Annotated in this window: 21 protein-coding genes; 6 read left to right on the forward strand and 15 right to left on the reverse strand. The window is 71.0% G+C overall.

Going from position 1 to position 25,803, the window contains the following annotated elements; translation table 11 throughout:
* Nucleotides 1-57: 57 nt before the first annotated feature.
* Nucleotides 58-918: an alpha/beta hydrolase gene (locus VA596_RS39145; RefSeq protein ID WP_323334234.1), complete on the reverse strand. Its 861-nt coding sequence runs from the start codon at nucleotides 916-918 to the stop codon at nucleotides 58-60.
* Between the two features lie 262 nt (nucleotides 919-1,180).
* On the opposite strand from VA596_RS39145, the gene VA596_RS39150 reads away from it, so the two are divergent.
* Entirely contained in the window at nucleotides 1,181-1,915 is a 735-nt protein-coding gene (locus tag VA596_RS39150; RefSeq protein ID WP_323334236.1) for an SDR family oxidoreductase, read from the forward strand.
* Here the strand turns inward: VA596_RS39150 and VA596_RS39155 are convergent.
* Nucleotides 1,912-2,919 carry an SDR family oxidoreductase gene (locus tag VA596_RS39155; protein WP_323334238.1) on the reverse strand — a complete coding sequence of 336 codons (1,008 nt, stop codon included), beginning with the start codon at nucleotides 2,917-2,919 and terminating at the stop codon, nucleotides 1,912-1,914. The two genes, VA596_RS39150 and VA596_RS39155, sit on opposite strands and share 4 nt — an antisense overlap.
* A gap of 70 nt (nucleotides 2,920-2,989) precedes the next feature.
* Between VA596_RS39155 and VA596_RS39160 the strand changes: the two genes are divergently transcribed.
* Nucleotides 2,990-3,868: a LysR family transcriptional regulator gene (locus VA596_RS39160; RefSeq protein ID WP_323334240.1), complete on the forward strand. Its 879-nt coding sequence runs from the start codon at nucleotides 2,990-2,992 to the stop codon at nucleotides 3,866-3,868.
* Nucleotides 3,869-3,871: 3 nt separating this feature from the next.
* Here the strand turns inward: VA596_RS39160 and VA596_RS39165 are convergent, their stop codons facing one another.
* Nucleotides 3,872-4,336 (reverse strand): hypothetical protein, encoded by a 465-nt coding sequence (locus VA596_RS39165; RefSeq protein WP_323334242.1) that lies wholly within the window; start codon nucleotides 4,334-4,336, stop codon nucleotides 3,872-3,874.
* 9 nt (nucleotides 4,337-4,345) lie between these two features.
* Nucleotides 4,346-5,779: a peptide ABC transporter substrate-binding protein gene (locus VA596_RS39170; protein WP_323334244.1), complete on the reverse strand. Its 1,434-nt coding sequence runs from the start codon at nucleotides 5,777-5,779 to the stop codon at nucleotides 4,346-4,348.
* Nucleotides 5,780-5,874: 95 nt separating this feature from the next.
* On the opposite strand from VA596_RS39170, the gene VA596_RS39175 reads away from it, so the two are divergent.
* A complete protein-coding gene (locus VA596_RS39175) occupies nucleotides 5,875-7,209 on the forward strand; it encodes an LVIVD repeat-containing protein (RefSeq protein ID WP_323334246.1) in 1,335 nt (444 codons plus the stop codon).
* A gap of 67 nt (nucleotides 7,210-7,276) precedes the next feature.
* Here the strand turns inward: VA596_RS39175 and VA596_RS39180 are convergent, their stop codons facing one another.
* The 5 genes from VA596_RS39180 to VA596_RS39200 all read right to left on the reverse strand — a co-directional run bounded on the left by VA596_RS39180 (nucleotide 7,277) and on the right by VA596_RS39200 (nucleotide 13,333).
* Complete coding sequence (locus VA596_RS39180; protein ID WP_323334248.1) at nucleotides 7,277-8,863, reverse strand: glycoside hydrolase family 13 protein; 1,587 nt, start codon at nucleotides 8,861-8,863, stop codon at nucleotides 7,277-7,279.
* Between the two features lie 42 nt (nucleotides 8,864-8,905).
* Complete coding sequence (locus tag VA596_RS39185; RefSeq protein WP_323334250.1) at nucleotides 8,906-9,775, reverse strand: carbohydrate ABC transporter permease; 870 nt, start codon at nucleotides 9,773-9,775, stop codon at nucleotides 8,906-8,908.
* Nucleotides 9,772-10,746, reverse strand: coding sequence for a carbohydrate ABC transporter permease (locus VA596_RS39190; RefSeq protein WP_323334251.1), 975 nt, complete (start codon nucleotides 10,744-10,746; stop codon nucleotides 9,772-9,774). Before VA596_RS39190 ends, VA596_RS39185 begins: the two co-directional genes overlap by 4 nt.
* Complete coding sequence (locus VA596_RS39195; RefSeq protein ID WP_323334253.1) at nucleotides 10,724-12,103, reverse strand: ABC transporter substrate-binding protein; 1,380 nt, start codon at nucleotides 12,101-12,103, stop codon at nucleotides 10,724-10,726. The genes VA596_RS39190 and VA596_RS39195 overlap by 23 nt, the downstream gene beginning before the upstream one ends.
* Before the next feature lie 222 nt (nucleotides 12,104-12,325).
* The gene (locus tag VA596_RS39200; RefSeq protein WP_323334255.1) at nucleotides 12,326-13,333 is read right to left on the reverse strand and encodes a LacI family DNA-binding transcriptional regulator; all 1,008 of its coding nucleotides are present in this window, start codon (nucleotides 13,331-13,333) and stop codon (nucleotides 12,326-12,328) included.
* A 140-nt stretch (nucleotides 13,334-13,473) separates the two neighbouring features.
* Here VA596_RS39200 and VA596_RS39205 point away from each other — a divergent pair, with 140 nt between their 5' ends.
* Nucleotides 13,474-14,550, forward strand: a complete 1,077-nt coding sequence (locus VA596_RS39205; RefSeq protein ID WP_323334256.1) for a hypothetical protein — start codon at nucleotides 13,474-13,476, stop codon at nucleotides 14,548-14,550.
* Here the strand turns inward: VA596_RS39205 and VA596_RS39210 are convergent.
* The 4 genes from VA596_RS39210 to VA596_RS39225 all read right to left on the reverse strand — a co-directional run bounded on the left by VA596_RS39210 (nucleotide 14,496) and on the right by VA596_RS39225 (nucleotide 21,289).
* Nucleotides 14,496-15,968 carry a sensor histidine kinase gene (locus VA596_RS39210; RefSeq protein ID WP_323334258.1) on the reverse strand — a complete coding sequence of 491 codons (1,473 nt, stop codon included), beginning with the start codon at nucleotides 15,966-15,968 and terminating at the stop codon, nucleotides 14,496-14,498. The two genes, VA596_RS39205 and VA596_RS39210, sit on opposite strands and share 55 nt — an antisense overlap.
* On the reverse strand, nucleotides 15,965-16,654 hold the full coding sequence (locus tag VA596_RS39215; RefSeq protein WP_323334260.1) for a response regulator transcription factor: 690 nt from the start codon (nucleotides 16,652-16,654) through the stop codon (nucleotides 15,965-15,967). The genes VA596_RS39210 and VA596_RS39215 overlap by 4 nt, the downstream gene beginning before the upstream one ends.
* A 100-nt stretch (nucleotides 16,655-16,754) precedes the next feature.
* Nucleotides 16,755-18,947 carry a discoidin domain-containing protein gene (locus tag VA596_RS39220; protein WP_323334261.1) on the reverse strand — a complete coding sequence of 731 codons (2,193 nt, stop codon included), beginning with the start codon at nucleotides 18,945-18,947 and terminating at the stop codon, nucleotides 16,755-16,757.
* Nucleotides 18,948-18,967: 20 nt separating this feature from the next.
* Nucleotides 18,968-21,289 carry a discoidin domain-containing protein gene (locus VA596_RS39225; RefSeq protein WP_323334263.1) on the reverse strand — a complete coding sequence of 774 codons (2,322 nt, stop codon included), beginning with the start codon at nucleotides 21,287-21,289 and terminating at the stop codon, nucleotides 18,968-18,970.
* A 207-nt stretch (nucleotides 21,290-21,496) separates the two neighbouring features.
* Here VA596_RS39225 and VA596_RS39230 point away from each other — a divergent pair, with 207 nt between their 5' ends.
* The gene (locus tag VA596_RS39230; RefSeq protein ID WP_323334265.1) at nucleotides 21,497-22,282 is read left to right on the forward strand and encodes a class I SAM-dependent methyltransferase; all 786 of its coding nucleotides are present in this window, start codon (nucleotides 21,497-21,499) and stop codon (nucleotides 22,280-22,282) included.
* 1 nt (nucleotide 22,283) lies between these two features.
* Entirely contained in the window at nucleotides 22,284-23,222 is a 939-nt protein-coding gene (locus VA596_RS39235) for an alpha/beta hydrolase (protein WP_323334267.1), read from the forward strand.
* Here VA596_RS39235 and VA596_RS39240 read toward each other — a convergent pair.
* Together VA596_RS39240 and VA596_RS39245 are read right to left on the reverse strand one after the other, a co-directional pair.
* On the reverse strand, nucleotides 23,188-24,924 hold the full coding sequence (locus VA596_RS39240; protein ID WP_323334269.1) for a choline/carnitine O-acyltransferase: 1,737 nt from the start codon (nucleotides 24,922-24,924) through the stop codon (nucleotides 23,188-23,190). The genes VA596_RS39235 and VA596_RS39240 overlap by 35 nt on opposite strands.
* A gap of 13 nt (nucleotides 24,925-24,937) precedes the next feature.
* Nucleotides 24,938-25,786 carry a class I SAM-dependent methyltransferase gene (locus VA596_RS39245; RefSeq protein ID WP_323334271.1) on the reverse strand — a complete coding sequence of 283 codons (849 nt, stop codon included), beginning with the start codon at nucleotides 25,784-25,786 and terminating at the stop codon, nucleotides 24,938-24,940.
* Nucleotides 25,787-25,803: the final 17 nt, after the last annotated feature.

The raw sequence follows: 25,803 nt of genomic DNA on the forward strand, positions 1-25,803 counted from the left end.
CGCTTCACGAAAGGGGCTCGGCGGGTGCCGGGCCCCTTTCGCGTGCGACGTGCTGGCTCAGGAACAGCGCCGCGCGGTCCAGGGCGTCGTCGGCTTCGTCGAGGACGCCGGCGAACGACTGGAACACGTGGGGGACGTCGGCGGTGACGTCGAGGACGACGTCGACCCCCGCTTCAGGCGCGTCGAGTCGTCCAGCAGGACTTCGTTGGTCCCCACCTGCAGCAACAGCGGTGGGAAGCCGGTCAGGTCGGCCACGACGGCCGGGCTGAGCAGCGGCTGCCGCGGGTCCTGGCCCGCGAGGTACATCGCGCCGGTGTGCTGCACGGCTTCGCGCGTGAAGATGGGGTCGATGCCCGCCTTGGTGACCATGCTCTCGCCCGACCGGGTCAGGTCGAGGCCGGGGGAAAACGCCACGATCGCGGCGGGCAACGGCAGGCCGGCGTCGCGCGCGGCGAGGCAGGTGACGACGCTCAGGCCGCCGCCGGCGGAGTCCCCGGCGAACGCGATCGACGCCGGGTCCGCGCCGCCCTCGAGCAGGGCCCGGTAGGCGCTCAGCGTGTCCTCGACCGCCGCCGGGAACGGGTGTTCGGGGGCCAGCCGGTAGCACACGGAGAAGGCGCCGAACCCGGTCCTGGCCACGAGGTTCGCCGTCAGCGACAGGGCCGTCGCCGGTGAGCCGAACACGTAGGCGCCGCCGTGGAAGTACAGGATCGTCCCGGGTTTCCGGTCGCCGTCCGGCTCGACGCGCAGGGCGGGCCGGTCGCCGAGCGTCGCGGGTCCGGTGGTGATCCCGGACGGCACGAGCATCGTGGCCATCAGGGCCTCGAACCCCTCGCGCAGCTGCTGGACCGACCGTGGCCCTTCGGGTTGCGGCTGGCGCAGCATGGCGTCGATCTTCTTGCGTTGTTCCCTGCTCACGGTGCTTCCCTCCGTAGGTGCATGCCGGGACGAGCACGGCATCGTCACGTCGCAGTTGGAGTTCCTGCGCTTCCTGCGTGACCACCCCGGTGCCCGGGTGACGGCGAACGGCTCGTCGAAGCGGCGGAGGCCACTTTCGCCGAGCGGCTGGACGAGTTGCTCGACGGCCTGGCGCTGACGGCGGCCGGCCACGCGCTTTCCCGGCTGCGGGCCGCCCTCGAGCGTGATCAGGTCGGGCTGCCGACGGGTTAGGGTTGGCGGCATGGCGCAGACAGCGGTGGTGACCGGGGCCGGCTCGGGGATCGGGCGGGCCGTGGCCCGGGCCCTGCTCGACGACGGCTGGCAGGTCGCGCTCGCCGGGCGCCGGGCCGCGGCTCTCGACGAGACCGCCGCGGGGTACGAGGGCGCCCTCGTCGTGCCCACCGACGTCTCCGACGAGCAGTCCGTCGAAGCGCTCTTCGACGCCGTCCGCGACCGGTGGGGGCGGCTCGACCTGCTGGTCAACAACGCCGGGATCGGGGCGGCCGGGACCGTCGCCGACCTGTCCGTCGCGGACTGGAAGCGGACCGTCGACGTCAACCTGACCGGGATGTTCCTCTGCGCCCAGCAGGCCGTGCGGCTGATGAAGGACCAGGACCCGCGCGGCGGCCGGATCGTCAACAACGGCTCGATCTCCGCGCACGCGCCGCGGCCGGCGAGCGTCGCCTACACCGCCACCAAGCACGCCGTCACCGGCCTGACCCGGTCGATCTCGCTGGACGGCCGGGCCTGGAACGTCGCCTGCGGGCAGATCGACATCGGCAACGCCGCCACCGAGATGACCGAGCGGATGGCCGCCGGCATCCCGCAGGCCGACGGCCGGATCCTGGCCGAGCCGACCTTCGACGTCCGGCACGTCGCCGACGCCGTGCGCTACATGGCCGGGCTGCCGCTCGACACGAACGTCCAGTTCCTCACTGTCACCGCGACGGCCATGCCGTTCATCGGCCGCGGTTAGGGGATCACCCGCGCTTTGCGGAACTCGTCGAAGAGCCGGTAGAACATCTGCTCCGTCTCGACGTAGGTGTGGAAACCCGCGCGGCGCGACTTCGACGTGTCGGCGAACACGTCGTAGTCCCAGCCGAACACGAAGTCGCCGAACGCCCAGGACGCCGAGACGTCCGCGTAGGACGCCGTGAGGCCGTGCTTCGCTGCCATCGACGTCCACAGTGGACCTTTGTCGGCCATCACGTCGGACAGCGACATCCGCAACGGCGGCGCGACGTCGAGATCGAAGTACGCGGCCAGTTTCGGCCAGAGTTCGTTCCAGCGGAACAGGTCGCCGTTCGCGATGTTGAACGCGCCCCGCTGCCCGGTGGCCCAGACCGTCGCCTCGGCGAGCAGGCCCGCGTCCGTCATCTCCAGCAGGCTGTCGTACGCGCCGGGCTGGCCCGGGAACCGCAGCGGCAGGCCGAGTTCCTTCGAGATCGACGCGTAGACCGCGATCACCAGCGCGAGGTTCATCGGGTTGCCCAGCGCGGTGCCGCCGACCACCGACGGCCGGATCGCCGACCACGCGCCTCCCCGGCGTTCCAGGAAAGTCTGCTGGTCGACGTTGAACTGCGGCGGCATGTGCCCCGCGTCCGTCTCGCGCGCCGGTGTCTTGAACGGGCCGAGGTGCGCGCCGTAGACCTTGTAGCCCTGCATCAGGCTGACGTGCTCGAGCTGCGACGGCGCCAGCGCCTCGACCACGTTCGTCAGCATCGCCAGGTTCGGCGCCACCAGCTCCGACCACGACGGTTTGTCCTGATAGGCCGCGTAGAACAGGTGGGTCGTGCCGGTCAGCGGGCCGACCTTCGCGCGGGTGTCGGCCGGGTCGAGCAGGTCGACGGCGACGTTCCCGGGCCCGCCGCGCCGCGAGAGGCCGACGACGTCCCAGCCGCCGTCCGCCCGCAGGTGCTCGACGAGGTTCTTGCCGATGATGCCGTTCGCCCCGGCCACCAGGGCTGTCTTGCGTTCCATGGGACCAGCCTGCGCACGCCCGTGGGATAAGTCCAAGGCTTAGTTTTCATGCCAGCGATAAGCTGTGTTCATGACGAGTCTGCGGCAGCTCGAGTACCTGGTCACGGTGGTCGACACCGGGTCGTTCACCCGCGCGGCGGAGCAGCTGCACGTGACGCAGCCCGCGTTGTCGCACCAGATGCGGGCGCTGGAGCAGAGCGTCGGCGGGTCGCTGCTCGAACGGCTGCCGCGCGCGGTCCGGCTCACGCCGATGGGCCGGGCGATGCTGCCGCACGCGCGGGCGGCGCTGGCCGACGCCGAGCGAGCGCGCTGCGCCGCGCGGCTCGCGTCCGGCACGACGGCGGGCGAACTGCAGGTCGCGACGGTGTACTCGGTCAGCCTCGGCGTGCTGCCGCCCGCGTTGCGGGTGTGGCGTCGCGACCGGCCCGCCGTGGACGTCCGGCTGATCGAGTTCCGCCACGCCGACGAGCTGCGTGACGCGATGGCCGCGGGCGAGGCCGACGTCGCGCTCGGCCCGCTGCCTTCGTCGTGGCCGGGACCGGTGCGCGAGCTGGGTGTCGAGGAGTTCGTGGTCGTGCTGCCCGCGGACGGCGCTTCGGAGGATGACACGACGGGTCTGGTCGACCTGGCGACGCTCGCCGACTGTGCGTGGGTGCACTACGCGCCGGGCAACGGCTTGGCCGAGCTGGTCGACACGACGTGCGCGGCGGCGGGCTTCCGGCCGCGCGCGGCGGTCCGCACCGAGCAGACGGCGGCCGCGCCGATCCTCGCGGCGGCCGGGCTGGGGCCGGCGCTGGTCCCGGCGAACGTCCTCCCGGCGCGGTTTGACGGCCGGGTGCTGCGGCCGTCGGTCCCGGTTCGGCGGACGTTGGCGGCGTACACGCGGGCGGCGCCGGACCCGCTGACGGCGGCGTTCATCGAGACGCTGGTCGAGCACGCCACGGTCTGACCGCTACGTCAGCGGTTCGGTCGAGCCCTCGTCCAGCGCGCGGCTCACCTTGTCCAGGATGCCGCTGACCAGGCCGCCGTAGGCGTCGTCGCCCAGCGCGTCCGCCGTCGCCCGCGCCTTCTCGAGGAATTCGCGGGCACGGTCCGCGTCGCCGAGCCGCCGGTGGTCGTCGGCGAGGCTCAGGTACAGCGACGGCATGAACCCCCTGACCTGCAGTGACTCGTCGTACGCCTGCGCCCGCTCGTCGCTCACGCCCTCGACCGCGGCCAGGGCGCGCTCGTCCCACCGCAGCTCCGCGCGCTGGTCGTCCTGCAGATCGGCCAGGAAGTGCGCGATCACGCAGCGGTGGAAGTCGTCACCCCCGGCCTCGTCCCACATCGACTCCAGCTCCTGGCGGGCGGGTTCTCGCTCGCCGGCCTGCCCACGCTGCACGGCCGCGGTCACCCGGGCCATCACGGCGTCTTCCATCTGGTGCTCCTAGGTCGTGATCCCGGCCAAGACCGGGCCGGTGAACGGTGTTGTCGTGACGGTGTGGACCCGCTCGCTCCAGACCGCGTGGCCGTGGCCCGACCAGAGTGGGGCCACCGGGAGGTCGCGCAGCAGCTGGTTCTCCGCCAGGCGGTACAGCTCGCCCGCCTCGTCGGGGGTGGCCGCCGCGTCGGCCAGGGACAGGTTCTGGCGGAAGATCTCGTCCGTGTAGCCGGACTCCGAAGCGAGGGTCGACAGCAGCTCGTACGGGCTCGGGGTCGCCAGCTTGATGTCCAGTGTGGACGGTCCGTCGAGTGGTCCGGCGGCCGGGCGGGCCTGTGCCGTCACCGAAACGTCCAGCGCCTTGTGCAGGCCTACGGCCAGGGTGCGGGTCCACTCCTCGGCGCCCGGTCCGAAGTAGACGGTCGCGCCGCCGGGGAAGGATGCCTGCTTCAGCAGCGCCTTGCCGGCCGGTGCGTCGAAGCTGCACGGGCGGCACGTGCCGCTGCGCTCGCCCGGCGCGTCCGCCGGGGGGAGCAGGGCCTTGGCCGGGTCGACCTGGTGGGCCAGCGGCCCGGCTTCCAAGGCCGCCCGGTCGACGCCGAGTGCGAAACCGTGGCGGACCGTCGCGTCGGCGAAGGCGGGTGCGGTCACCGGGAAGGCGAGGTAGCCGGCCTGCGGCAGCGCCCACGTCGTGTGCCGGTCGCCGAACTCGTGGATGGCCTCGTGCTTCTCGCCGGGGACCTCCGTCGCGAGGTCGAGCGTGCCCGCCTTGACCGCGTCGTACTGGGCCGCCGGCTCGCCGACGCGCAGGTCGATTTCCGCGGCACCGCCCTCGCCGACGCGTTTCAGCTTGCCGCCGGACCCGGGCTTCCACGGGCCGTCGAGGCGGTACGGGCCGTTGCCGACCGGCGCCTTCGCGAAGCCGTTCCAGTCGTGGGAGGCGAGCACCGACGCGGGCAGCGGCACCAGGCCCGGCGCCGACAGCAGCGCCGGGACCTGGCCGGACGGGCGGTCGAGCGTCAAGGTGAGGACGAGTCCCGAAGCCTTGATCTCCTGGGCTCGCAGCAACTTCGTGAGCACCGGTGACGACACCCAGTGCTCGGTGGCGACGGTTTTCCAGGTGTCCACATAGGACTGCGCGGTGACCGGGGTGCCGTCGTGGAAGGTCGCGGGCCGCAGCTTGACCGTCCAGTGCACCCGGTCGGTGCTCTCGATCGACTCGGCCGCGCGGGGGGTCACCTTGCCGGTGGCCGCGTCGTAGTCGGCGAGCGGGGTCCACAGTGCACCGGTCACCAGCCGGCCCGCCTGGTCGGCGAGGTCGGCGGGCAGCAGCGTCGCGGGCTCCCGGATGCCGACGGACAGGACGCCGGGGGCCGGGCCGGGGTCGGAGCACCCCGCGACGGCGAGGGCCAGGACGGCGAACAGGGCGAGCAAGCGCATGCGCCAGTCCTACCAGTCAGGAGGCAACCAAAGGCGGTTGTGTCCGGTTGATCTCCGTCGTACGGTTCGGGGGATCACGCCCTTTGGGAGGTTTCGTGCGCACCTGGCTACGGACGTGTTTCGCCGCCGTCACCGTCAGTGCCACCCTGGTCGCGACCGGGTTGCCGGCCGCCGCCTGCGGCGAGGACGACAAACCCGCGGTCCCGGCCACGCGGACGGCGGGTGACCCCGGCGCGATCAAGAACGTGAAGGCCGTGGGCAACGTGCCCGACGCGGCCGGCGCCATCTCGATCAACTTCCTCGACTACGGCCGCCGCGACGTCATGGTCGTCTCCGGCGAGTTCGGCCTGAAGGTCTACGACCTGACGAAGAACCCGGCCGCGCCGAAGCTGGTCGGGCAGGTCAGCATGCCCGGGCTGTGGGAGACCGAGGACACCGAGGTCGACCAGAACCGCAAGCTCGTGTTCCTCTCGCGCGACCCGCGTGCCTTCGCCGGCAACACGCACACCGGCGAGTCCGGCATCTACGTCGTCGACGTCTCGAAGCCCGAGGCGCCGTCGATCCTCAGCTACGTCAAGGTCCCGGCCGGGCACACCACCAGCTGCGTCGACGGCTGCCGCTACCTGTGGACAGGCGGCCCGGCGAAGGCCGACGACCAGCCCGCGGACTGGGGCGGGCGGCCGATCTGGGTCACCGACGTCCGCGACCCGCGGCACCCGAAGGTGAACCCGGAGCCGATCGAGCTGGCCCGCAACGACGGCAAGACCGACTACGTGCACGACGTGCAGGTGGACGGCGACGGCGTCGCCTGGGTGTCCGGGCGGGGCGGGGTCCGCGGTTACTGGACGTCCGGGCTGCACCGCGACCCGCTGTCGAACCGGATCCGCCGCGCGACGGCGCACGAGCCGATCCCGTATGCCGGTGGCGGCATCGCGGAGACGGCGGCGCCGTCCCGGTTCATGCACAACAGCTTCCACCCGGCGGGCCACCGCATCGGCGACGGTGCCTGGCGCGGCCAGGACTTGATCTACGCGACGGAAGAGAACTTCGTCGACGGCTGCGCGGGTGACGGCGTCCTGACGATCTCGTCGCTGAAGGGCTCCTACCACGGCGAAGGCTGGCGTTCGACACCTGAACAGCCCTTCAGGCTGCAGAGCGTCGGCACCTGGGGCGTCAACGGCCAGGAGGGCAGCGACCCGGCCTCCGACGACTGCTCCGCGCACTACTTCGACGTCCGCGGCAAGATCCTGGTGCAGTCGTTCTACGCGCAGGGCACGCGGTTCCTCGACGTCAGCGACCCGACGAACCCGCGGCAGATCGCCTACTACCGGCCGGGTGACGCGAGCGCGTGGGCGCCGTACTGGCACGGGAAGTACGTGTACGTCGCGGACAACGTGCGCGGGGTGGACGTGCTGCAGCTGACGAAGTAGGTCCCCAAAGCCGTGAAGGCCTCCTTACCGGCCATAAGAGCCGGGAAGGAGGCCTTCACGGCTTTTGTCAGGAGCGGAGCCAGACCGCGGTGTCGGTGGGCAGGGTGTCTGTCACCGGGCCGCTCGCCAGCAGGACTTCGCCGGGCGGCAGGGGTACCGGGGAAGCCGAGAAGTTCAGGACGAACGTGAAGCCCGGGTCCCGGGTGAAGGCCAGGACGCCGTCGCCCAGGGACAGCCACTCCAGGGTGCCCGCGCCGAGGGCCGCCTGCTCTTCGCGGATGCGCAGGCCGTCGCGGTAGAGGGACAGCATCGACGTCGGGTCCGCCGCTTCCGCAGAGGCCGTGTAGGCGCTCCACGCCGCGGGTTGCGGGAGCCACGCGTCACCCGTGCCGAAGCCGAACGGGGGCTCGTCACCCGACCACGGGATCGGGACGCGGCAGCCGTCGCGGCCCGGGTCGGTGCCGTTCGTGCGGGCCCAGACCGGGTCCTGGCGCAGCTCGTCCGGGATGTCCTGGATCTCCCAGAGTCCCAGCTCCTCACCCTGGTAGACGTACAGCCCGCCGGGCAGTGCCAACGTCAGCAGCGCTGCCGCCCGGGCCCGCCGGGTGCCCAGCTCGCGGTCCACCGGCAGCTCGTGCAGGCGGTTCGCGAACGAGAAACCCGTGTCGCCCTGCCGGCCGTAGCGCGTGACGTGCCGGGTGACGTCGTGGTTCGACAGCACCCACGCCGCCGGGGCGCCGACCTCGTCGTGCGCCAGCAGGGTGCGGGTGATGACGTCGCGGAAGCGGCCGGCGTCCCACGGGCAGACCAGGAAGTCGAAGTTGAACGCCGAGTGCAGCTCGTCGCGGCGCAGGTAGCGCGCCGCGCGGGACATGTCCGGCAGCCACATCTCGCCGACCAGCACGCGCTCGCCCGCGTAGCTGTCGGCGATCTTGCGCCACGACCGGTAGATCTCGTGCAGGCCCTCCATGTCGGAGAACGGCGTCTCGTCGCCGTCCTCGACGTCCGGCAGCCGCGGGTCCTTGACCAGCCCGTCGGCGACGTCGATGCGGAAGCCGTCGACGCCGCGGTCGAACCAGAACCGCAGCACGTCCTCGAACTCCTGGCGGATGTCCGGGTTCTCCCAGTTGAAGTCCGGCTGGCGCGAGCTGTAGAGGTGCAGGAACCATTCGCCGTCCGGCACGCGCGTCCACGCGGGCCCGCCGAAGCGCGACTTCCAGTTGTTCGGCGGCTCGGCGCCGTCCGGGCCGCGGCCGGGCCGGAACCAGAACCGCTGCCGCTCCGGCGAACCCGGGCCGGCTGCGAGCGCGGCCTGGAACCAGCGGTGCTCGTCGGAGCAGTGGTTGGGCACGATGTCGATGATCACCCGGATGTTCCGGGCGTGGGCCTCGGCGAGCAGCTCCTCCGCCTCGGCGAGGGTGCCGAACAACGGCTCGATGTCACGGAAGTCGGCGACGTCGTAGCCGCCGTCGTCCATCGGCGACGGGTACCACGGGGTGAACCAGATCGCGTCGATCCCCAGCTGCGCCAGGTGGTCCAGGCGGGCGCGGACGCCGGCGAGGTCGCCGATGCCGTCGCCGTTGCCGTCCGCGAAGCTGCGGATGTAGACCTGGTAGATCGCCGCGCTACGCCACCAGCCGGTCTTGTCGGTCACGGAAGTGCCCTCCTAGTAGTCGTGGAAACCCCTGGGCGCGGCTCAGCCCTTGACGGCGCCGGCGGTCAGCCCGGCGAGGATCTGCCGCTGGAACGCCAGGAACAGCGCCACCATCGGCAGGCTGGCCAGCACCATCCCGGCGACGAGCACGTTGAGCGGCATGTCGATCGCCACCCGTTGCAGCATCACCGAGAGTGTCTGCTTTTCGGTGTCCGGGAACACCAGCAGCGGCCAGATGAAGTCCTTCCACGCGGTGACCACCGCGAGGATCGACACCACGGCCAGGATCGGCCGCGAGATCGGCAGGATGATCCGCCACAGCGTGCGCACCGGCCCGGCGCCGTCGATGCGCGCCGCTTCGATCAGCTCGTCCGGGATCTGGTCGAAGAACCGCTTCAGCAGGTAGATGTTGAACGCGTTCGCCGCCGCCGGGAGCCAGACCGCGGTCGGCGAGTTGATCAGGTTCAGGTGCACCAGCGGCAGGTCCGTCACCGTCACGTACGTCGGCACCAGCAGGGCCGTGGCCGGCAGCATCAGCGTGGCCAGCATCAGGCCCAGCACGACGTTGCCGAACTTCGGGCGCAGCTTCGACAGCGCGAACGCGGCCGGGACGTCGATGGCCAGCTGCGCCAGCCACGCGCCGCCGGCGACGATCAGCGTGTTGAGGAAGTACTTGCCCAGGCTGAGCTGGTCCCACGCTTCGCCGAACGTCTCGGGGTGCCACTCGTGCGGGACGAGCGTGGCCGGCGTCTGCGCCAGTTCCTGCGGTGACTTCATCGCCCCGGTGACGACCCAGTACAGCGGGAACATGAACGCCAGGATGAACACCACGAGCGTGCACGCGAAGATCACGCCGTAGACGGCTTTGCCCCGCCGGCTGCGCAACGAGCCGGGGGAGACGAGGGTCCTCATGTCTGGTCCGCCTTCCGCGTCAGCCGGACGTACCACGCCGAGAACACGCCCAGCGCGATGAACAGCAGCAGGCTCATCGCACTCGCCGAGCCGAAGTCGTTGTAGACGAAGGCGTACCGGTAGAGCAGGAGCAGCACGGTGACCGTGGAGTCGTCCGGACCACCGCCGGTCATCACGTACGGCTCGGTGAACACCTGCATCGTCGCGACGATCTGCAGCAGCAGGAGCACCAGCAGCACGAACCGGGTCTGCGGGAACGTGACGTGCCGCAGCCGCTGCCACATCCCGGCGCCGTCGAGCTCCGCGGCTTCGTACAGCTCGCCGGGGATGGTGCCGAGCGCGGCCAGGTAGATCAGCGTGGTGCTGCCCATGTTCGCCCAGGTGGAGACGAACACCAGCGACAGCATCGCGGTGGTCGAGGAGTCGATCCACTGGCCGCCGGGCAGGCCGACCGCGCCGAGCGCGGAGTTGAACAGGCCGGGACCCGGGTCGTAGAACCACTTCCACATCAGCGCGGTGACGACCGGCGGCAGCATCACCGGCAGGTACACCGCGAGCCGGAAGAACGCCTTCGCGTGTCGGATCTCGTTCAGGAGCACCGCGGTCAGGAACGGGACGGCGAACCCGAAGACCAGCGCCAGCCCGGTGAACAGCAGCGTGTTGCGCCAGGCGACGCCGAACAGCGGGTCTTCGAACAGCCGGCTGAAGTTGTCGAACCCGACCCACGTCGGCGCGTTGACGAAGTCGACCTGCTGGAAGCTCAGCAGCACGCCCCGCACGATCGGGTACCAGGAGAACAGCGCGAACACCACGAGCGCGGCGCAGAGCAGGCCGTACGCGGTGAGGTTCTCCTTCAGCTTGCGCCGGAACCTCGTCCGGCGGCGCTCCTCCGGGGAGGCGACCGGCCGCCTGGCCCGCGACGAGGACGTCGCGGGCCAGGCGAGAAGGCTACTTGACCTGGGCGAGGACACTGTTGACCTTCGACGACGCGGACGACAGCTGCTGGTCGATGTTCGCGTTCTGGTCGGTGAGCACCGCCTGCATGACGCTGTCGAGGGCGGCGTAGACCTGCTGGGCGTTGGGCGGCTCGATGCTGCCCTTGATCTTGCTCGTGGTGTCCACGTAGGACTGGAAGTTCTCGGCGGGAACGTTGGCGTACTTGGCCTTCAGCGTCAGCTGCTGGTCACGCACGGCACCCTGCCAGACGTCCGGGGTGGGCTCCGCGGGCAGGCCGACCGGCTGCTTGCCGTCGACGTACTGCTTGATGTGCTTCTCGAAGCGGTCCGGGTTCAGGTACTTCCACTGGATCCACTCGAGGCCGGCCTTGATCTTCTCCGGCGAGGCCTTCGGGTTGAGCATGTAGCCCTCGCCGCCGAGCAGGGTGCCCTGCCCGCCGGGCATGCCCGCGATGCCGTAGTCCTCGTACTTGCCGTTGAACTGCTTGACCAGCACCGGGACGTTGTCCGGGGCGGCCATGTACATGCCGAGCTGGCCGGCACCCATCATCCGCTGCACGTCCGTGGCCTCCAGGAGCTGCTTGGCGCCCATGGAGTTGTCGGTCCAGCGCATGTCGTGCAGGTACTGCAGGGCCTGCTTGCCCTTCTCGTTGTCGAAGTCGGCGACCCACTTGTCGCCGTCCTTGCGGGCGATGTCGCCGCCCATCGAGTACAGCCAGCTGGTCATGTGCCAGCCGCCCTGGTTGTTCTTGCTGTAGTCGGCGTACCCCACGACGCCGTTGCCGAGCGCGGAGATCTTCTTCGCGTCCTCGCGGACCTCGTCCCACGTCGCCGGCGGCTTGTTCGGGTCGAGCCCGGCCTTCTGGAACAGCGTGCGGTTGTAGAGCAGGCCCATCGTGTAGTTCATCGTCGGCAGGCCGAAGAGCTTGCCGCTCGCGTCACGGAAGTTGTCCAGCAGTTCCGGCTTGATGTCGTTGATGTGCGGGACGCTCTTCGCGGCTTCCGTGATGTCCGCGGCTTGATGACGCGTGATGATCTGCGCCGGGTCGGTGAAGTAGACGTAGTAGACGTCCTCGAGCTGGCCGCCGGCGAGCTTCGCGGAGAACGTCTTCGGGTCCATGAACCCCTCGTGGGGCTCGATCTGGATGTTCGGGTGCGACGCCTCGAACTCCTTGACGTCGGCGTCGAACACGCTGCGCTCGAACGGCTGGCTGGTCGGCGGCTGGCCGGTGACCGTGATCTTCACCTTTCCCCCGGGCGCGGCGGCGGTGTTGCCGTCGTCGCCGCAGGCGGCCACCCCCAGTGCGAGGCCACCTGCGGCCAGTACGCAGAACAAGCGGCGGGGGAGGGATCGGGACCAGGGACTGCTCATCTCAAGCCTCTTCTCGGGGTCGCGACGGCTGTCACGTGATTGCGGTCACTCTAAAGTGCCAGACCGGATCGACGCAATAAGCCGACGAGACTTTGCAAGTTACGAACAGGCCGCGGTCGGACCCGAAGAGCGGACCGGGATGAGTGGGTACCGCCGAACGCTCCAGCGCGCACGAAAAAGGCGCGACGGCTCGTAAGCCGTCGCGCCTCGGGGACGCGGGGGTCAGGCGATGCGGCGGGCCGTCGAGCCCCGGACCACCAGCTCCGGCGCGAACAGCAGCTCCTCGGCCGCCACCTCGCCGCCGTTGATTCGCTTGACCAGCAGCTCGACCACCGCGCGGCCCATCGCCTCGATCGGCTGGCGGGTGGTCGTCAGGGGCGGGTCGGTGCAGTTCATCAGGGCCGAGTCGTCGTAGCCGACCACCGAGACGTCGTCGGGCACCGACAGGCCCTGCCGCCGGGCCGCGCGGACCGCGCCGAGGGCCAGCAGGTCGCTCGCGCACAGCACGGCGGTCGCGCCGCGCGGGTACAGCCGGGCCGCCGCCGCGTGGCCGCCTTCGATCGAGAACATGCCGTGCTCGACGAGCTCGTCCAGCACCGGCAGGCCGAGCTTCGACGCGTACGCCTGGAACGCCTCGAGCTTGCGCTTCGACGGCACGTGGTCGGTCGGCCCGAGGACCAGGCCGATCTTCTCGTGCCCGAGCGAGCTGAGGTGCCCGACGACCTGCTCGACGGCGACCGCGTCGTCGCACGACACCTGGGGCAGCCCGAGGTGGTCGACGGCCGCGTTGATCAGCACCGTCGGGAGCCGCCGCTCGACCAGGTGGTGGTAGTGCGAGTGCACCGCGTCGGACTGCGCGTAGAGACCGCCGGCGAACACCACGCCCGACACCTGCTGCTGCAGGAGCAGCTCGACGTACTCCGCCTCCGAGACCCCGCCCGCGGTCCGGGTGCACAGCACCGGGGTGAACCCCTGCTGCGCGAGCGCGTTGCCCATGATCTCGGCCAGCGCCGGGAAGATGGGGTTCTGCAGCTCGGGCAGGACCAGCCCGACCAGGCGGGCGCGTTCCCCGCGCAGCTGGGTGGGCCGCTCGTAGCCCATCACGTCGAGCGCGGTGAGCACGGCGGCGCGGGTGCTGGCGGACACCCCCGACCGCCCGTTGAGCACCCGGCTGACCGTGGCTTCACTGACCCCGACCTGGCGGGCGACTTCGGCAAGACGACGCGTCATGAGTGAAACTTTACAGCAACTGCGCGCAAAAGTGCGACGGCCGCCCATGGCCGAACCGGTGCGAAACCGTCGATCAGGAGTCGCGGAACGCGCACATTCCGTTTCTAGCTTGGGACCCAGGACGACCACCTGGGGGCTTGATGATCATCAGTGAACGTGTGTCCGCGGCCGAGCCGGTCACCCGGCCGGGCCGGACGACGGCGGCGGTGTTCGCCGTCGCTCTGCTCGCCGCCGCCTACACCGGCTTCCGGCTGCCCGGGCCGTGGGTGGCGACGCTCGACACGGTGTCGGTCACCGACGGCTTCCACCGCCGGTTCCTGGTGGGCACGCTGCTGCGCCCGATCGCGCTGGCGACCGGGTACGACGTCCGCGTCTTCGCCGTGGCGAGCTTCGCCGTGCTCGCGATGCTGCTCGCCGTGCTGGCGGTCGCGTTCGTGCGAGCCGGCACCGGCAGCCGCCGGCTGGTGATCATCGCGTGGCTGCTGCTGCCCACCGGCGGTTTCCTCTTCCACGAAGTCGGTTACTACGAACAACTCCTGTACCTGCTGCTGTTCGGCGCGCTGGGGCTGCTGCCCCGGCGCCCCGCCGCGGCGTCCGCCCTCCTGACGGCCGGGGTGCTCGTCCACGAGATCACGCTCCTGACCGTGTTGCCGATCTACGTCCTGGCCCTCTCGGCCCGCTTCCCCCTCCGGCGGGTGGTGCGCCTGGCGGCGCCGCCGGTGCTCTTGGAGCTGGCCGTGCTCGCCGTCCCGGCGTCCGCGCCGGGTTCGGCCGATCGCCTGCTCACGACGTTGCGGACCATGGGCTTCCCGGTCCGGGCGGACGCGCTCGCGTTGTTCGAGCGGACCCAGGGGCAGAGCTGGGCGCTGTACTCGATCGGTGCCGTGCTGCTGACCGTCGTGCCGATCGCCGTCGTGGTGCTGGCCGGTTTCCGCGCCCTGCGCGGGCCGGCGGGACTGCTGCAGATCACCGCGATCGGCGCGCCCGCGCTGCTGGCGTTCGCGGGCTGGGACAGCGCCCGGTGGGGGTTCCTGCTGGTCACGAACTTCGCCGTCGTGCTGTGGCTGTGGCTGGGCGAGCGCGAACTGGACGGACGCCGGCTCGTCGTCTTCGGCGCGACGCTGCTGGTGCTGGCGCACGTGCCGTTGCCGTACTTCGACGGTCACGCCCCGCGCGAGCTGAGCGGGCCGGGTGTCGTGTCGTTGTTCTCGGCCTGAGCAGGGTGGCGGGGCAGGGTGAGGGTGAAGACGGCGCCGCCCTCGTTGTGCGCGGTGAGCGTGCCGCCGTGGGCCCGCGCGTTCTCGGACGCGATGGCCAGGCCGAGCCCGCTGCCGCCGGTCGCCCGGCGGGCCCGGTCCCCGCGGGTGAACCGGTCGAACAGGATCGGCAGCAGGTCGCCGGGGACGCCGGGGCCGGAGTCGTGCACGCGCAAGACGGCTTCGGATTCGTTGCCCGTCAACGAAACCGTGACCGGGGTGGCGCCGTGCCGCACGGCGTTGGCCAGCAGGTTGGCGACGATCGTGTGCACCCGGCGGGGATCGGCGACGACGGTGGCGTCGCCGGTCACCTCGACTTCGACGCCGGACACCTCGGCGGCGTCCTCGACGAGGTCGCGCAGGTCGACGGCCTCCGTGCGGAGGTCGGCCTCGCCCGCGTCGAACCGGGCGATCTCCAGGAGGTCTTCGACGAGCCGGGCCAGCCGGCGCGCCTGGGTGCCGAGGATCTCGCCGGCGCGGGTCCGGGTGGCCGGCGCGGCGTCGTCGAGGGTGTCGACGACGGCCACCATGGACGCGAGCGGGGTGCGGAGGTCGTGGGCGACGTCGGCGACGAACCGTTGCTGCTGGCGATCCTTCGCGCGCAGCTCCTCGATGGACTCGCCGAGCCGGTAAGCCATGGCGTTGAACGACTTCGCGAGGTCGGCGACCTCGTCGCGCCCCTTGACCGGGACGCGGACGTCGAGCGCGCCCGCGCCGAGGTCCTTCGCCGCGGACGACACCCGCAGGATCGGGCGCCGGATCCGGCGGGCGATCAGCAACGCGGCGCCGACCCCGAGCACGCTCACGGCGAGCGCGATGCGGACGAGGTTCCAGCGCAGCGCGCTCAGATCGCCGTCGTACCGGCTGAAGTCGTGGAACTGGACGAGGTGGTAACCGGGGTAGGCGAGGTTTTCGTTGACCACGAACACCTTCCGGCCGGTCAGCGGCGCTTCCGCGTAGACGGACGACGCCCGGTGCGGCCCCAGCTCGGGCTCGAGGAGCTGGTTCTCCACGGCCTGCAGCATGGCGAGCTTGTCCGGCACCGGGATGGGCGGCACGTCGGAGACGCCGCCCTCGGGAGTGGCGCGCACGATCTCGAGCGGCTTGCCGGGATCCTTGCGCACCATCGCCCAGTCGGGTTCGGTGCCGAGGCGGGTCGGCAGCTCGTCGAGCCACCCTTCGCTTCCCACCTTCGAAAACTCCTCCACGACCTGCCGTCCGGCCAGCGTGGTGGCCGTGGCCGACCCGGCGAACCGCCCGACGGCCTCGTCGGCCTGCAGCCGGTAGGCCGCGAACGCCATGACCGCGGTCGCCGTGGTGGTCACCAGGACGACCGCCGCCGTCACCCGGGTCCGCAGGCCGAAGCGCGGGCGGGTCACTGCGTGACCAGGCGGTAGCCGATGCCGCGGACGGTCCGCAGCAGCACCGGATGGGCGGGGTCGTCCTCGACCTTCGCGCGCAGCCGCGCGACCGCGGCGTCGACGATCCGCGAGTCGCCGACGTAGCCGTAGTCCCAGACCCGCTTGAGCAGGACCTGGCGGCTGAGCACCTGGCCGGGGTGCTGCGCGAACTCGGCCAGCAGCCGGATCTCGGTGGCGGTGAGCGGCAGCTCCGCGCCGTCACGGGACGCCACCATCGCGCCCAGGTCGATCTCGAGGTTCCCGGCGCGCAGCACAGTCGTACCGGACCCCGGCGCGACCACGGCGCGGCGGCCGATCGCCTTGATCCGCGCGTCGATCACCCGCGGCTCGACCGGCTTGACCACGTAGTCGTCGGCGCCGCACTCGAGGCCGGCCACGATGTCGATCGGGTCGCCGCGGGCGGTCAGCAGCACCAGCGGCAGCCGGCTGCGGGCCCGGATCCGGCGGCACACCTCGAAGCCGTCGAGGCCCGGGAGCATCACGTCGAGCAGCACGAAGTCCGGGTCGAGCCGGTCTTCGAACAACGCGTCCAGCGCGCGCTCCCCGGTCGGGGCGTGCACGACGTGATGCCCCAACGCCGTCAGGGCCAGCGAGAGCGCTTCCGCGAGCGCCTCGTCGTCCTCCACCAGCAACAACCGCGCCACCGCACCCCCCGACGTCCTTCGGCCGGAGCCTACCGAACGACGGGGGGCGCGGCGCCCGCGTGCGAAACCGTCGGGAACCCGTGCGGTTTCGTCACACGGGTTACGAGGCCGCCACCTCGAACTCGGACACCTGGCCCGCGGGCCAGCCGGTGTTGCCGGTGAACGTCAGCCGCACGAACCGCTGGGACGTCGCCGAGAACGACGCCGACGCCGTGTTGCCCGACGCCGGGTCGAACGCGTAGCCGCGTGAGCCGACCAGCGTCGTGTAGGAGCCGCCGTCCTGGCTGCCCGAGATCGTCACCGTCTCGGTCCGCGCACCCCACGCCGAGGACGGCGGCAGCTTGAGCGTCACCTTGTTGATCGACGCCGCCGCACCCAGATCCACGGTCAGCGTCTGCGGGAACGCGTTGTTCGCGCTCTCCCAGTACGTGTCCGCGTTCCCGTCGTTGGCATTGCCCGGCGGGAACCCGCCCTGGGACGCCGACGCGCTGATCGCCTTGCCCCGCGCGATGTTGCTGCCGGACTGCGGCGGCTGCTGCGGGCCCGAGTTCGGCGCGGGCCAGCTCGAGCAGTCGCTCCACGTGCCGGTCCAGCCGCTGTTGCCCGAGCCGCCGAAGGTCATGCGCGGGATCGACGTCGGGTAGGGGCAGTTGTACGTGCCGGTGACGCCGACGCCGGACGCGCTCAGGTTGCTGATCGAGACCGACCCCTGCGTCTGCGACTGCGCCACGAACGTGCCGACGCCCTGCACCGAGACGCCGTCGATGGTGATGCCCTGGATCTGCTTGCCCTGCCCGTTGCCGTCGATGAACTGGATCGCCTCGTACGGGCTCTGGATGGCGGTGAACCCGGTGACGCGGATCGTCACGCCGGTGATCGCCTGGTCACGCGCGTCGAACCACAGCGCGCCCACGCCGAACTGCCAGTTCGGGTCGAGCGCGCCGGCCCGCAGCGCCGTGTTGTTCGACAGCGTCACCGTGCCGCCCAGCGGCACCGAGTTGAACCGGTTCGCGACCAGGTAACCGCCGCCGAGCGCGTTGGTGTCCTGCACCAGGTTGCCGCTGACGGTGTTGTTCGACCCGCCGTACAGCGCGATGCCGTTGGCCAGGTTCGGCTGCACCACGGTGTTGTTGGCGATCGTGTTGCCGGAGTCGGCCTGGCCGTTGGACCAGAGCGCGAGGCCGTCGTCGCCGTTGTTGCGCAGGTAGTTGTTGCGCAGCGCCGAGTTCGTGACGGCACCGTCGAAGTTCACGCCGTCGGCCTGCGTGTCCTGGATGCGGTTGTTCTCGATGGTGAGGTTCGACGACGCGCCGTTCATCAGCCACAGCCCGCACTTGGTGTTCTGGATCCACAGGCCGCTCACGACCGAGCCGTTGCCGAGCACGCCGTGGAACGCGTTGTCCGGGCTGCCGTCGTTGCGTTCGGTCACGTCGCCGAACACCGCGAAGTCGTACAGCTTGATGTTCCCGGACGCGCCACCGTTGTTGAAGATGTTGTTGCCGTGCAACACGGTGTACCACGGACCGGCGCCCCGGACGGTGGTCTGGTCGATCTGCAGGGCCGACCCGATCTCGAACCGGCCGGCGGGCACGAACAGCTCCTTGCCCTGCGACCGCGCCGCCGACAGGCCGTTGCGGAACGCCTGCGAGTCGTCGGAGGAGTCGTTCGCGGTGGCGCCGTAGTCGGTCACCGACAGGGCGTTGGCCGGCTTGGAGCCCGCGCCGCCGACCTGCTCGAAGTCGGCCAGGTCGATGGTCGCCTGGCCAACGTCACCGGAGTCGATCTGCACGCGGACCTTCGTGCCCTGCGCCGCGTTCTGGCCGAAGAGCAGGCGGGCGTCGTCGAAGAAGTGGTGCGTCTTCGAGCCCGTGATGAACCCGGTGTCCACATAGGAGTACCGGGACGTCACGGACAGCCCGCTGCCGAGCTTGGTCCCGCCGACGTACACCGAAAGCCGCCCGGACGAGCCGTCGGGGATGTTGTAGTGGACGTTGATCGAATTCGCCGCCGCGGGCAGCGTGAACTCGACGTACTGGCCGGACCCGATCCGGACGGCCTGCCGCCCGGACGCCTCCGAGGCGATGCTGGCCTGGGTGTAGTCGGGGCCGACGGCCGAGCCGTTGGTCGCCGCGCACTCGGCCTCGACCGTCCGGAACGGCACGCTCGCGCCGCCGGACGCGGTCGTCGGGCAGGTCGCCGCGGATGCGGGAGTTCCGCTGAACAGGACGGTCAGGCCGGAAGCGGCGAGGGCCGCGGCCAGCAGCGCCGCGCGGCGCCGTGGTGCTGGGGACATCGTCGTCACCTTTCTGCTGGTCAGGACGAATAGGCTTCGAGTTCGGACAGCTGTCCCGCGGGCCAGCCGGTGTTGCCGGTGAAGGTCAGCCGCAGGGTGCGCGCGGACGTCGCCGGGAAAGTGATGGTCGCGGTGTTGCCGGACGCCGGGTTGAACATGTAGCCGGCGGCGGCCTTGACGCCGTCGACCGCGATCGTCTGCGTGCGCGTGCCCCACGCCGAGGACGGCGGCAGCTTCAGCACCAGCCGCGACACCGAAACCGTGCTGCCGAAGTCGACGGTCAGCGACTGCGGGAACGCGTTGTTCGCGCTCTCCCAGTACGAGTTCGCGTCACCGTCGACCGCGTTGCCCGGCGGGAAGCCACCCTGCGAACCGGACGCCGTGACGCTCTTGTGCAGCGCCAGGTTCCCGGTCGGCGGGGCCGTCGTCGTGGTGGTCGGCGGCGTGGTGGGCGTGGTCGGGGTCGTCGGCGTGGTCGTGCCGCCGTTGTCCGAGCCGTAGACCGGCGTCGGCCACGAGCCGCAGAACGTCGTCGACCAGCCCGAGTTGCCACCCTGGTCGGCCAGGCCGGTCAGCGCGTCCGGGCCCATGCAGTTGTAGACGCCCGCGCGCCCGATGCCGGTCGCGACGACGTTCTTCACCGTGCCGGTCGGCTTCGCCTGCAGCTGCCAGGCGAACGTCCCCGCGCCGGTGATGCGCACGTTCGTGAAGTGCACGTCGGTGGTCTGGCTGTCGATGAACTGGATGCCCTCGTAGTTGTTGTCCAGCAGGTCGAGGTCGGTGACGTCGACGCGGCCGGTGATGGCGCCGTCGCGGCCGTCGAACCACAGGGCGCCGACGCCGAACTGCCAGTTCGAGTCGAGCACGCCGGTGCGGATGGCGGTGTTGCGCGCGACGGTCGTGGTGCCCGCGAGCGGCACCGCGCTGAACCGGTTGGCGATGTGGATGCCGCCGCCCTGGTCCTGGTTGTCGGCCACGACGTTGTCCGACACGGTGTTGTCGCGCCCGCCGTAGATCGCGATGTTGTTGGCGAGGATCGGCAGCAGCACGGTGTTGAAGGAGAACGTGTTGTTGTGGTCGGCGTCGTGCTCGGACCACATGGCCAGGCCGTCGTCACCGGTGTTGCGCAGGAAGTTGTTCGTCACGGTGACGTTGCTGATGCCCTGGTGCAGGTTCAGCCCGTCGGCCGTCTGGTCGAGGATCCGGTTGCCGGACACGGTGAGCCCGTCGAACGGCCCGTCGAGCCACAGCCCGACCTTCGTGTGCTGCAGCCACAGGTTCTGCACGACCGAGCCGCCGCCCAGCGCGCCGCCGATGGCGTTGGACTGGTCGCAGTCGACGCGGGCGTCGACCTGGCCGATGATCGCGAAGTCGTACAGCTTGACCGCGCTGCTCGTGCCCGGGACCGCGCCGTTGCCGGGGTAGGTCGACGTGCCGCAGCTCGCGGGCTCACCCTTGCCGAAGATCCCGGCGCGCGGTCCGGTCAGCACGGAGTACCACGGGCCGGCGCCGCGGATCGTCACCTGGTCGACGGTGATGTGGTGGCCGAGGGTGAAGGTCCCGGACGGGATCCAGACCTCCTTGCCCTGGCTCTTCGCGGCGGCCACAGCGGCGTCGAACGCCGAAGCGTCGTCGCTCGTGTCACCCGCGGTGGCGCCGTAGTCGGTGACGGACAGCGCGTTCGCCGGCTTGGTGGCGGCCGCGCCGACCTGTTCGAAGTCGGCCAGGTCGATCGTCGAGGTCGTGACGTCGCCCGCGTCGACCTGCAGCTTGATCTTGGTGCCGGCCGGGTAGTTCGTGCCGAGCAGCGCGCGCGTCTCGTCGTAGAAGTGGTGCGCGTGGCCGTCACCCGGGTTGTTGGTGAACGGGTACGAGCCGTAGTACCAGGCGTACTTCGACGTCAGCGCGACGTCGCGGTTGTGGGAACCGTTGACGTACAACGAAAGCGAGCCGCTCGTGCCGGTGCCGTTCCCGGAGTCCGGGAGGCTGAACCGGAAGTCGATCGAGTTGGCCGGCGCGGTGAGCGTGAATTCGACGTACTTGCCTTGACCGCCCAGCGTCACGGCTTTGCGGCCGGACGCCTCGCCGGCCAGCGTGCCGGCGTTGCGGTCGGGGCCGATGACCGTGCCGTTGGTCGCGGCGGTCTCGGCCTCCTGTTCGAGGAACGGCACGGTCGCGCCGCGCCCGGCGGCCAGTGCCGAACCGGTCGCGGGGGACGCGGCGAGGGTGACGACGGTCAGGCCGGTGGCGGCGGCGACCGCGGCGGCCAGCGCGCCGAATCTCGCCCGTCGGCGCGGTACTGGGGCGTTTGAGGGCGCGCTGAAGACAGGATGGGGAGACATGGAGCAGCAACTCCTCGTCGGGTGAAGGTGGGGACCTTGTGACCTGGATCATACGAATCGGGGACAAGATAACGCAATAGATGAACGAACTTACGCAAATTTGCGACAGAAACTGACCGCTGCGCCGGATGCCGGACGTCGGTTTCCGTCGGGCGGAGCAGCGCCACCCGCGTTGATCCCCGGTGGGCCGCTGCTAGTTTTGAAGCCATGAGCGAGCGACGCGCCGACGGAAGCGCCGGTGACGCCGACTACGGCGCGATCGGCGGGGTGTACACGGACTACCGCGTGCCGGACCCGCGGATCGGCCGGTACATCCTCGACGCGCTGGGCGAAGCGCGGACCGTCCTCAACGTCGGCGCGGGCGCCGGCGCCTACGAGCCCCACGACCGCGAGGTGACGGCGGTCGAGCCGTCCGCGTCGATGCGCGCGCAGCGGCCCGAGGGCCTGCCGCCCGCGGTCGACGCCGTCGCCGAGAAGCTGCCGTTCCCGGACCGGTCGTTCGAGGGCGCGATGAGCACGTTCAGCGTCCACCAGTGGAACGACCTGTGGGCCGGGCTCAAGGAGGTCCGCCGGGTGACCCGCGGGCCGGTCGCGATCCTGACCTGCGACCCGGCGCTGCTGCGGCGGTTCTGGCTGCTCGACTACGCGCCCGAGGTGATCGAGACCGAGGCGCGGCGCTACCCGCCGGTCGACGACATCGCCGACGGGCTCGGCGGGCACACGTCGATCGTCGGCGTCCCGGTGCCGATCGACTGCACCGACGGCTTCAACGAGGCCTACTACGCCCGACCGGAGCGGCTGCTCGACCCGGGCGCGCGGCTGTCGTGCTCGGCGTGGAGCTTCGTCGACGACCGCGTGCACCACCGGTTCGCCGCCGAGCTGCGCCACGACCTCGACGACGGCACGTGGGAACGCCGTTACGGCCGCCTTCGCGAGCAGCCGACCTTCGACGGCTCGCTCGTCCTCGTCGTCTCGGTGCCCGAAGGAGCCTGACGTGACGCCACCGCCGTTCGACCCGGAGCTGGCGCCGATCGTGGAGGAGCTGCGGGCCCTCCGGCCGCCGCTGGCGACCCTGGCCGACATTCCCGGCCGCCGCGAGCTGAACGCGGCCGACCACCGGACCGTCGAGGAGCTGGCCACCGCGTACCCGCGGTTCGCGTTTTCGGAAGAACACGCCGGCGCGGTACCGCTGCTGGTCGCGCGTCCGCCCGGGAGCGCGGGTGTCCTCTACTACGTGCACGGCGGCGGCACGATCGTCGGCAGCCACCTCGGCGCGGACGTGCCGAACCTGCTGGACTGGGCGGGCGAACTGAACCTGACCGTCGTGTCGCCGGGCTACCGGCTCGCGCCCGAGCACCCGTACCCGGCGCCGGTCGAGGACTGCTACGCCGGTCTGCTGTGGACGGCGTCGCACTGCGAAGGCCCGGTCGTCGTCGGCGGCATCAGCGCGGGAGGCGGGCTCGCGGCGGCCATGGCGTTGCTCGCCCGCGACCGCGGCGGCCCGGAACTGGCCGGGCAGCTGCTGATCTGCCCGATGCTCGACGACCGCAACACCACGCCGTCCGCCGTCGACCTCGACGGCCGTGGCCTGTGGGACCGCACGGCCAACAACGTCGGCTGGACGGCCTACCTCGGCGACCTCGACGACGTTCCGGCCTACGCGGCCCCGGCGCGCGCCGAGGACCTTTCCGGGCTGCCGCCGGCGTTCCTGGACGTCGGCACCGCCGAGACGTTCCGCGACGAGGTGGTCGCCTACGCGAGCCGCCTCTGGCAGGCGGGCGGCGAGGCCGAGCTGCACGTCTGGCCCGGCGGGTTCCACGGCTTCGACGCGCTGGCGCCGAAAGCGCAGCTCAGCCGGGCGGCGCGGGCCGCCCGGCTGACCTGGTTGCAGCGCTTGCTCAGCCGCCGGCCAGCAGCTCCTGCAGCTCGCTGACGGCCTTCCCGAGTTCGTCGGCGAAGCGGTACATCTCCGACGACACGTGCTTCGGCGTGCTGAGGTAGATGTTCCAGCGGTCCGGCAGCAGCACGTACGCGATGCCGATGCACTGCGGGCTCGTCGAGCCGAACCCGAAGTACTGGATGTTCACCGACGGCGCCGAGCTGGTGCTCAGGTAGTCGTCGCGCATCTTCAGCCAGCCCGGCGAGCTGTACAGCGGCAGCGCGTCCGCGTCACCCCGGCGTTTGGCGATCAGCTGCAGCTCCCACAGGTGCTGCTCCGGCGCGTCCCCGGCCTGGCACTCCTTCGCCCGCGAGACGTGCTTCGCCGCCGCAGTACGGAAAGCCTCCCGCTTCTCCTCCGTGGAACCGTCTTCCATCGCCGCGACGAACCGGAAGACCTCCGGGGTGACGACCCGCATCGCCTCGGTCCGGCCGTTCCGGAACTGCCGGGTGGCGATCGACTCGTACGTCGCGCCGGTCAGGCCCTTCGCGCGCTTGTGCGCGAGCTGGTACGCCATCTGCGCGAAGGCGTCGGGGGACATCCCCAGCTCCTTCACGCGGTTGGCGCCGAAGTCGAACGACACGGTCTGCGTCGCCGTCGCGTCCGCGTACGCCGCGAAAGCCTCGCCGGCCGCCCGGGCGTCCTCGCGGAGCGCGTCGGTCAGCGTGAACCCGACCGGCGTGAAGCCCGGGACGCCGTCGGCGGCGTCCCGCGGCAGCCGTTCCCCGCTCAGCAGCGCGTCCGTGAAGCCGAGGATCGTGGTGCCGTCGAGTTCGCAGTGCTCGACGTTGATCCCGGCGGTGCCGTCCTCGAACACGACCAGCGACACGGCCTTGTCGTACCAGCGGTTGGCGCCGTACAGCAGCTGGTCCGCGGCCTCGAGCGTGGTCGACGGCGTGAAGTCGTCCAGGCACACGCAGAACAGCGCCGTCTCGATCGTTTCGAGCGCTTCGGCGTTGCCCGCGTCGATCAGCGCCTGACGGCTCGACGCCCACTCCGCGCGGGCCTTCGTGGTGAAGTGCCCGGCGGGCACGTCCGTCTCGTGGTCGTCCTTGAGGATCGCCCGCAGCCCGTCGGCGATCTGCTCGGCGGAGTGCGGCCGGCCGTCCTCGGCGATGACGTCCATCCGGAACGGCGTGTTCCGGTGGAAGACCACGATGTGCCGCTCGGGCGACGGGAACCGCGTGCGCGCGGTGTCGAGCAGCTCACCCGGGATCCGCGTCGCCGAGAACAGGTACTGGTGCTGCACCATCGACTGCGGCGTGCCGCGCACGAGCACTGGCGGCACGAGCTCCTCGTCGAGCCGCAGCTTGTAGTCCACGGCGGACGCGGTCAGCTCGGCCGCGCGTTCCACCTGGCCCAGCGGCGATGCGGCGAACAGGAAGAAGAAGTTGGCGTTGAGCGCGATCCGGTCGCGGCGGCCGAGGTAGCGGTACGGCCAGAAGGTGTCCAGCCAGCTGTGGACCCCGGGCGAGGAGTCGTACTCCGCCAGCGCGGCCTGCAACCCGTGGGCCGGGCTGCCGGGCGCCAGGAAGTCCTCGACCGCCGCTTCGGTCTCCGCCAGCTCGTCCGGCGTCAGCAGCGGGCCGCACCACTCCAGGAAGCGGCGGCCGCTGTCGGCGAGGGACGGCACGGGGACGCGGGGAAGCCGGTCCTCGTTGCCGAACGTGCGGGGGGACCATTCCGGACTGCTCACTCTGTCATCCTCGTCAGTCAGTGGAAACCGTGCTGAGCGCGGAAGCCAGTCCGGCGGCCGCACCCTTCTTCGGTCGGGAAACATACAGCTGCGCGTACAGCCAGCCGTCGGACTCGAACCCTTCGGGGTCGACGCCGGCCGCGCCCAGCGACTCGATGATCTGCGCCTGCTCTTCGGCGCTCGCGAACCGCCGCTGGCGGTACGCACCGTCGATGGCCGCGGTCTCGTAGCCCAGCTCAGCAAGGCTTTCCGCGACCGGCTCGTAGGAGAACATCCGCAGCACGAAGTGCGCCATCCACGGCCGGGAGCCGCGCGCGATCCGGGCGATCGTCTTCTCGGTGACGTAGCCGACACAGCCGGTCGAGATGACGAGATCCACCTGATCGAGCAGCGGTTGCTGCGTCTCATCGGGCTCGTAGCGCTCGAAGTCGGCGTAGATCGTCTCGTCGAGGAACCCGGCGGACCGCGCGTAGTCCAGGGCCGCGCCCGCGGCGTCGAGACCGAAGAAGCGGGCGCCGTCGGCGGTCGCGCGGCTGCGCACGAGCCGCCGGTCGCGTTCGAGCAGCGCGGCGCGGTCGAGGTCCTCGACACCGGGCGCGGTGTACTGCTCGTAGAGGTCATCCAGGGTCGCTTCGCACCGCAGCAACGCGCTGTTGACGCCGTAGGAACAACCGACGTCCAGCACCGTCGGCCGCGCGATTCCGCGTTCCGCCTGGTATTCCTCGATCAGTTTCGTGAAGTACGGTTTCGCCAGCTGCGGAATCTGGTAGTCCACGCGCTGCAACGTTCCGAAGAACGGACGGGGGTCGGGCGCGGTGTAGATGTGATCGAACGAGATCTTGCCGGTCGAGTCGAAAGGCACGGGCCAGGCTCCTAGAT

This window comes from Amycolatopsis heterodermiae, assembly GCF_034929455.1.
Classification (GTDB): domain Bacteria; phylum Actinomycetota; class Actinomycetes; order Mycobacteriales; family Pseudonocardiaceae; genus Amycolatopsis; species Amycolatopsis heterodermiae.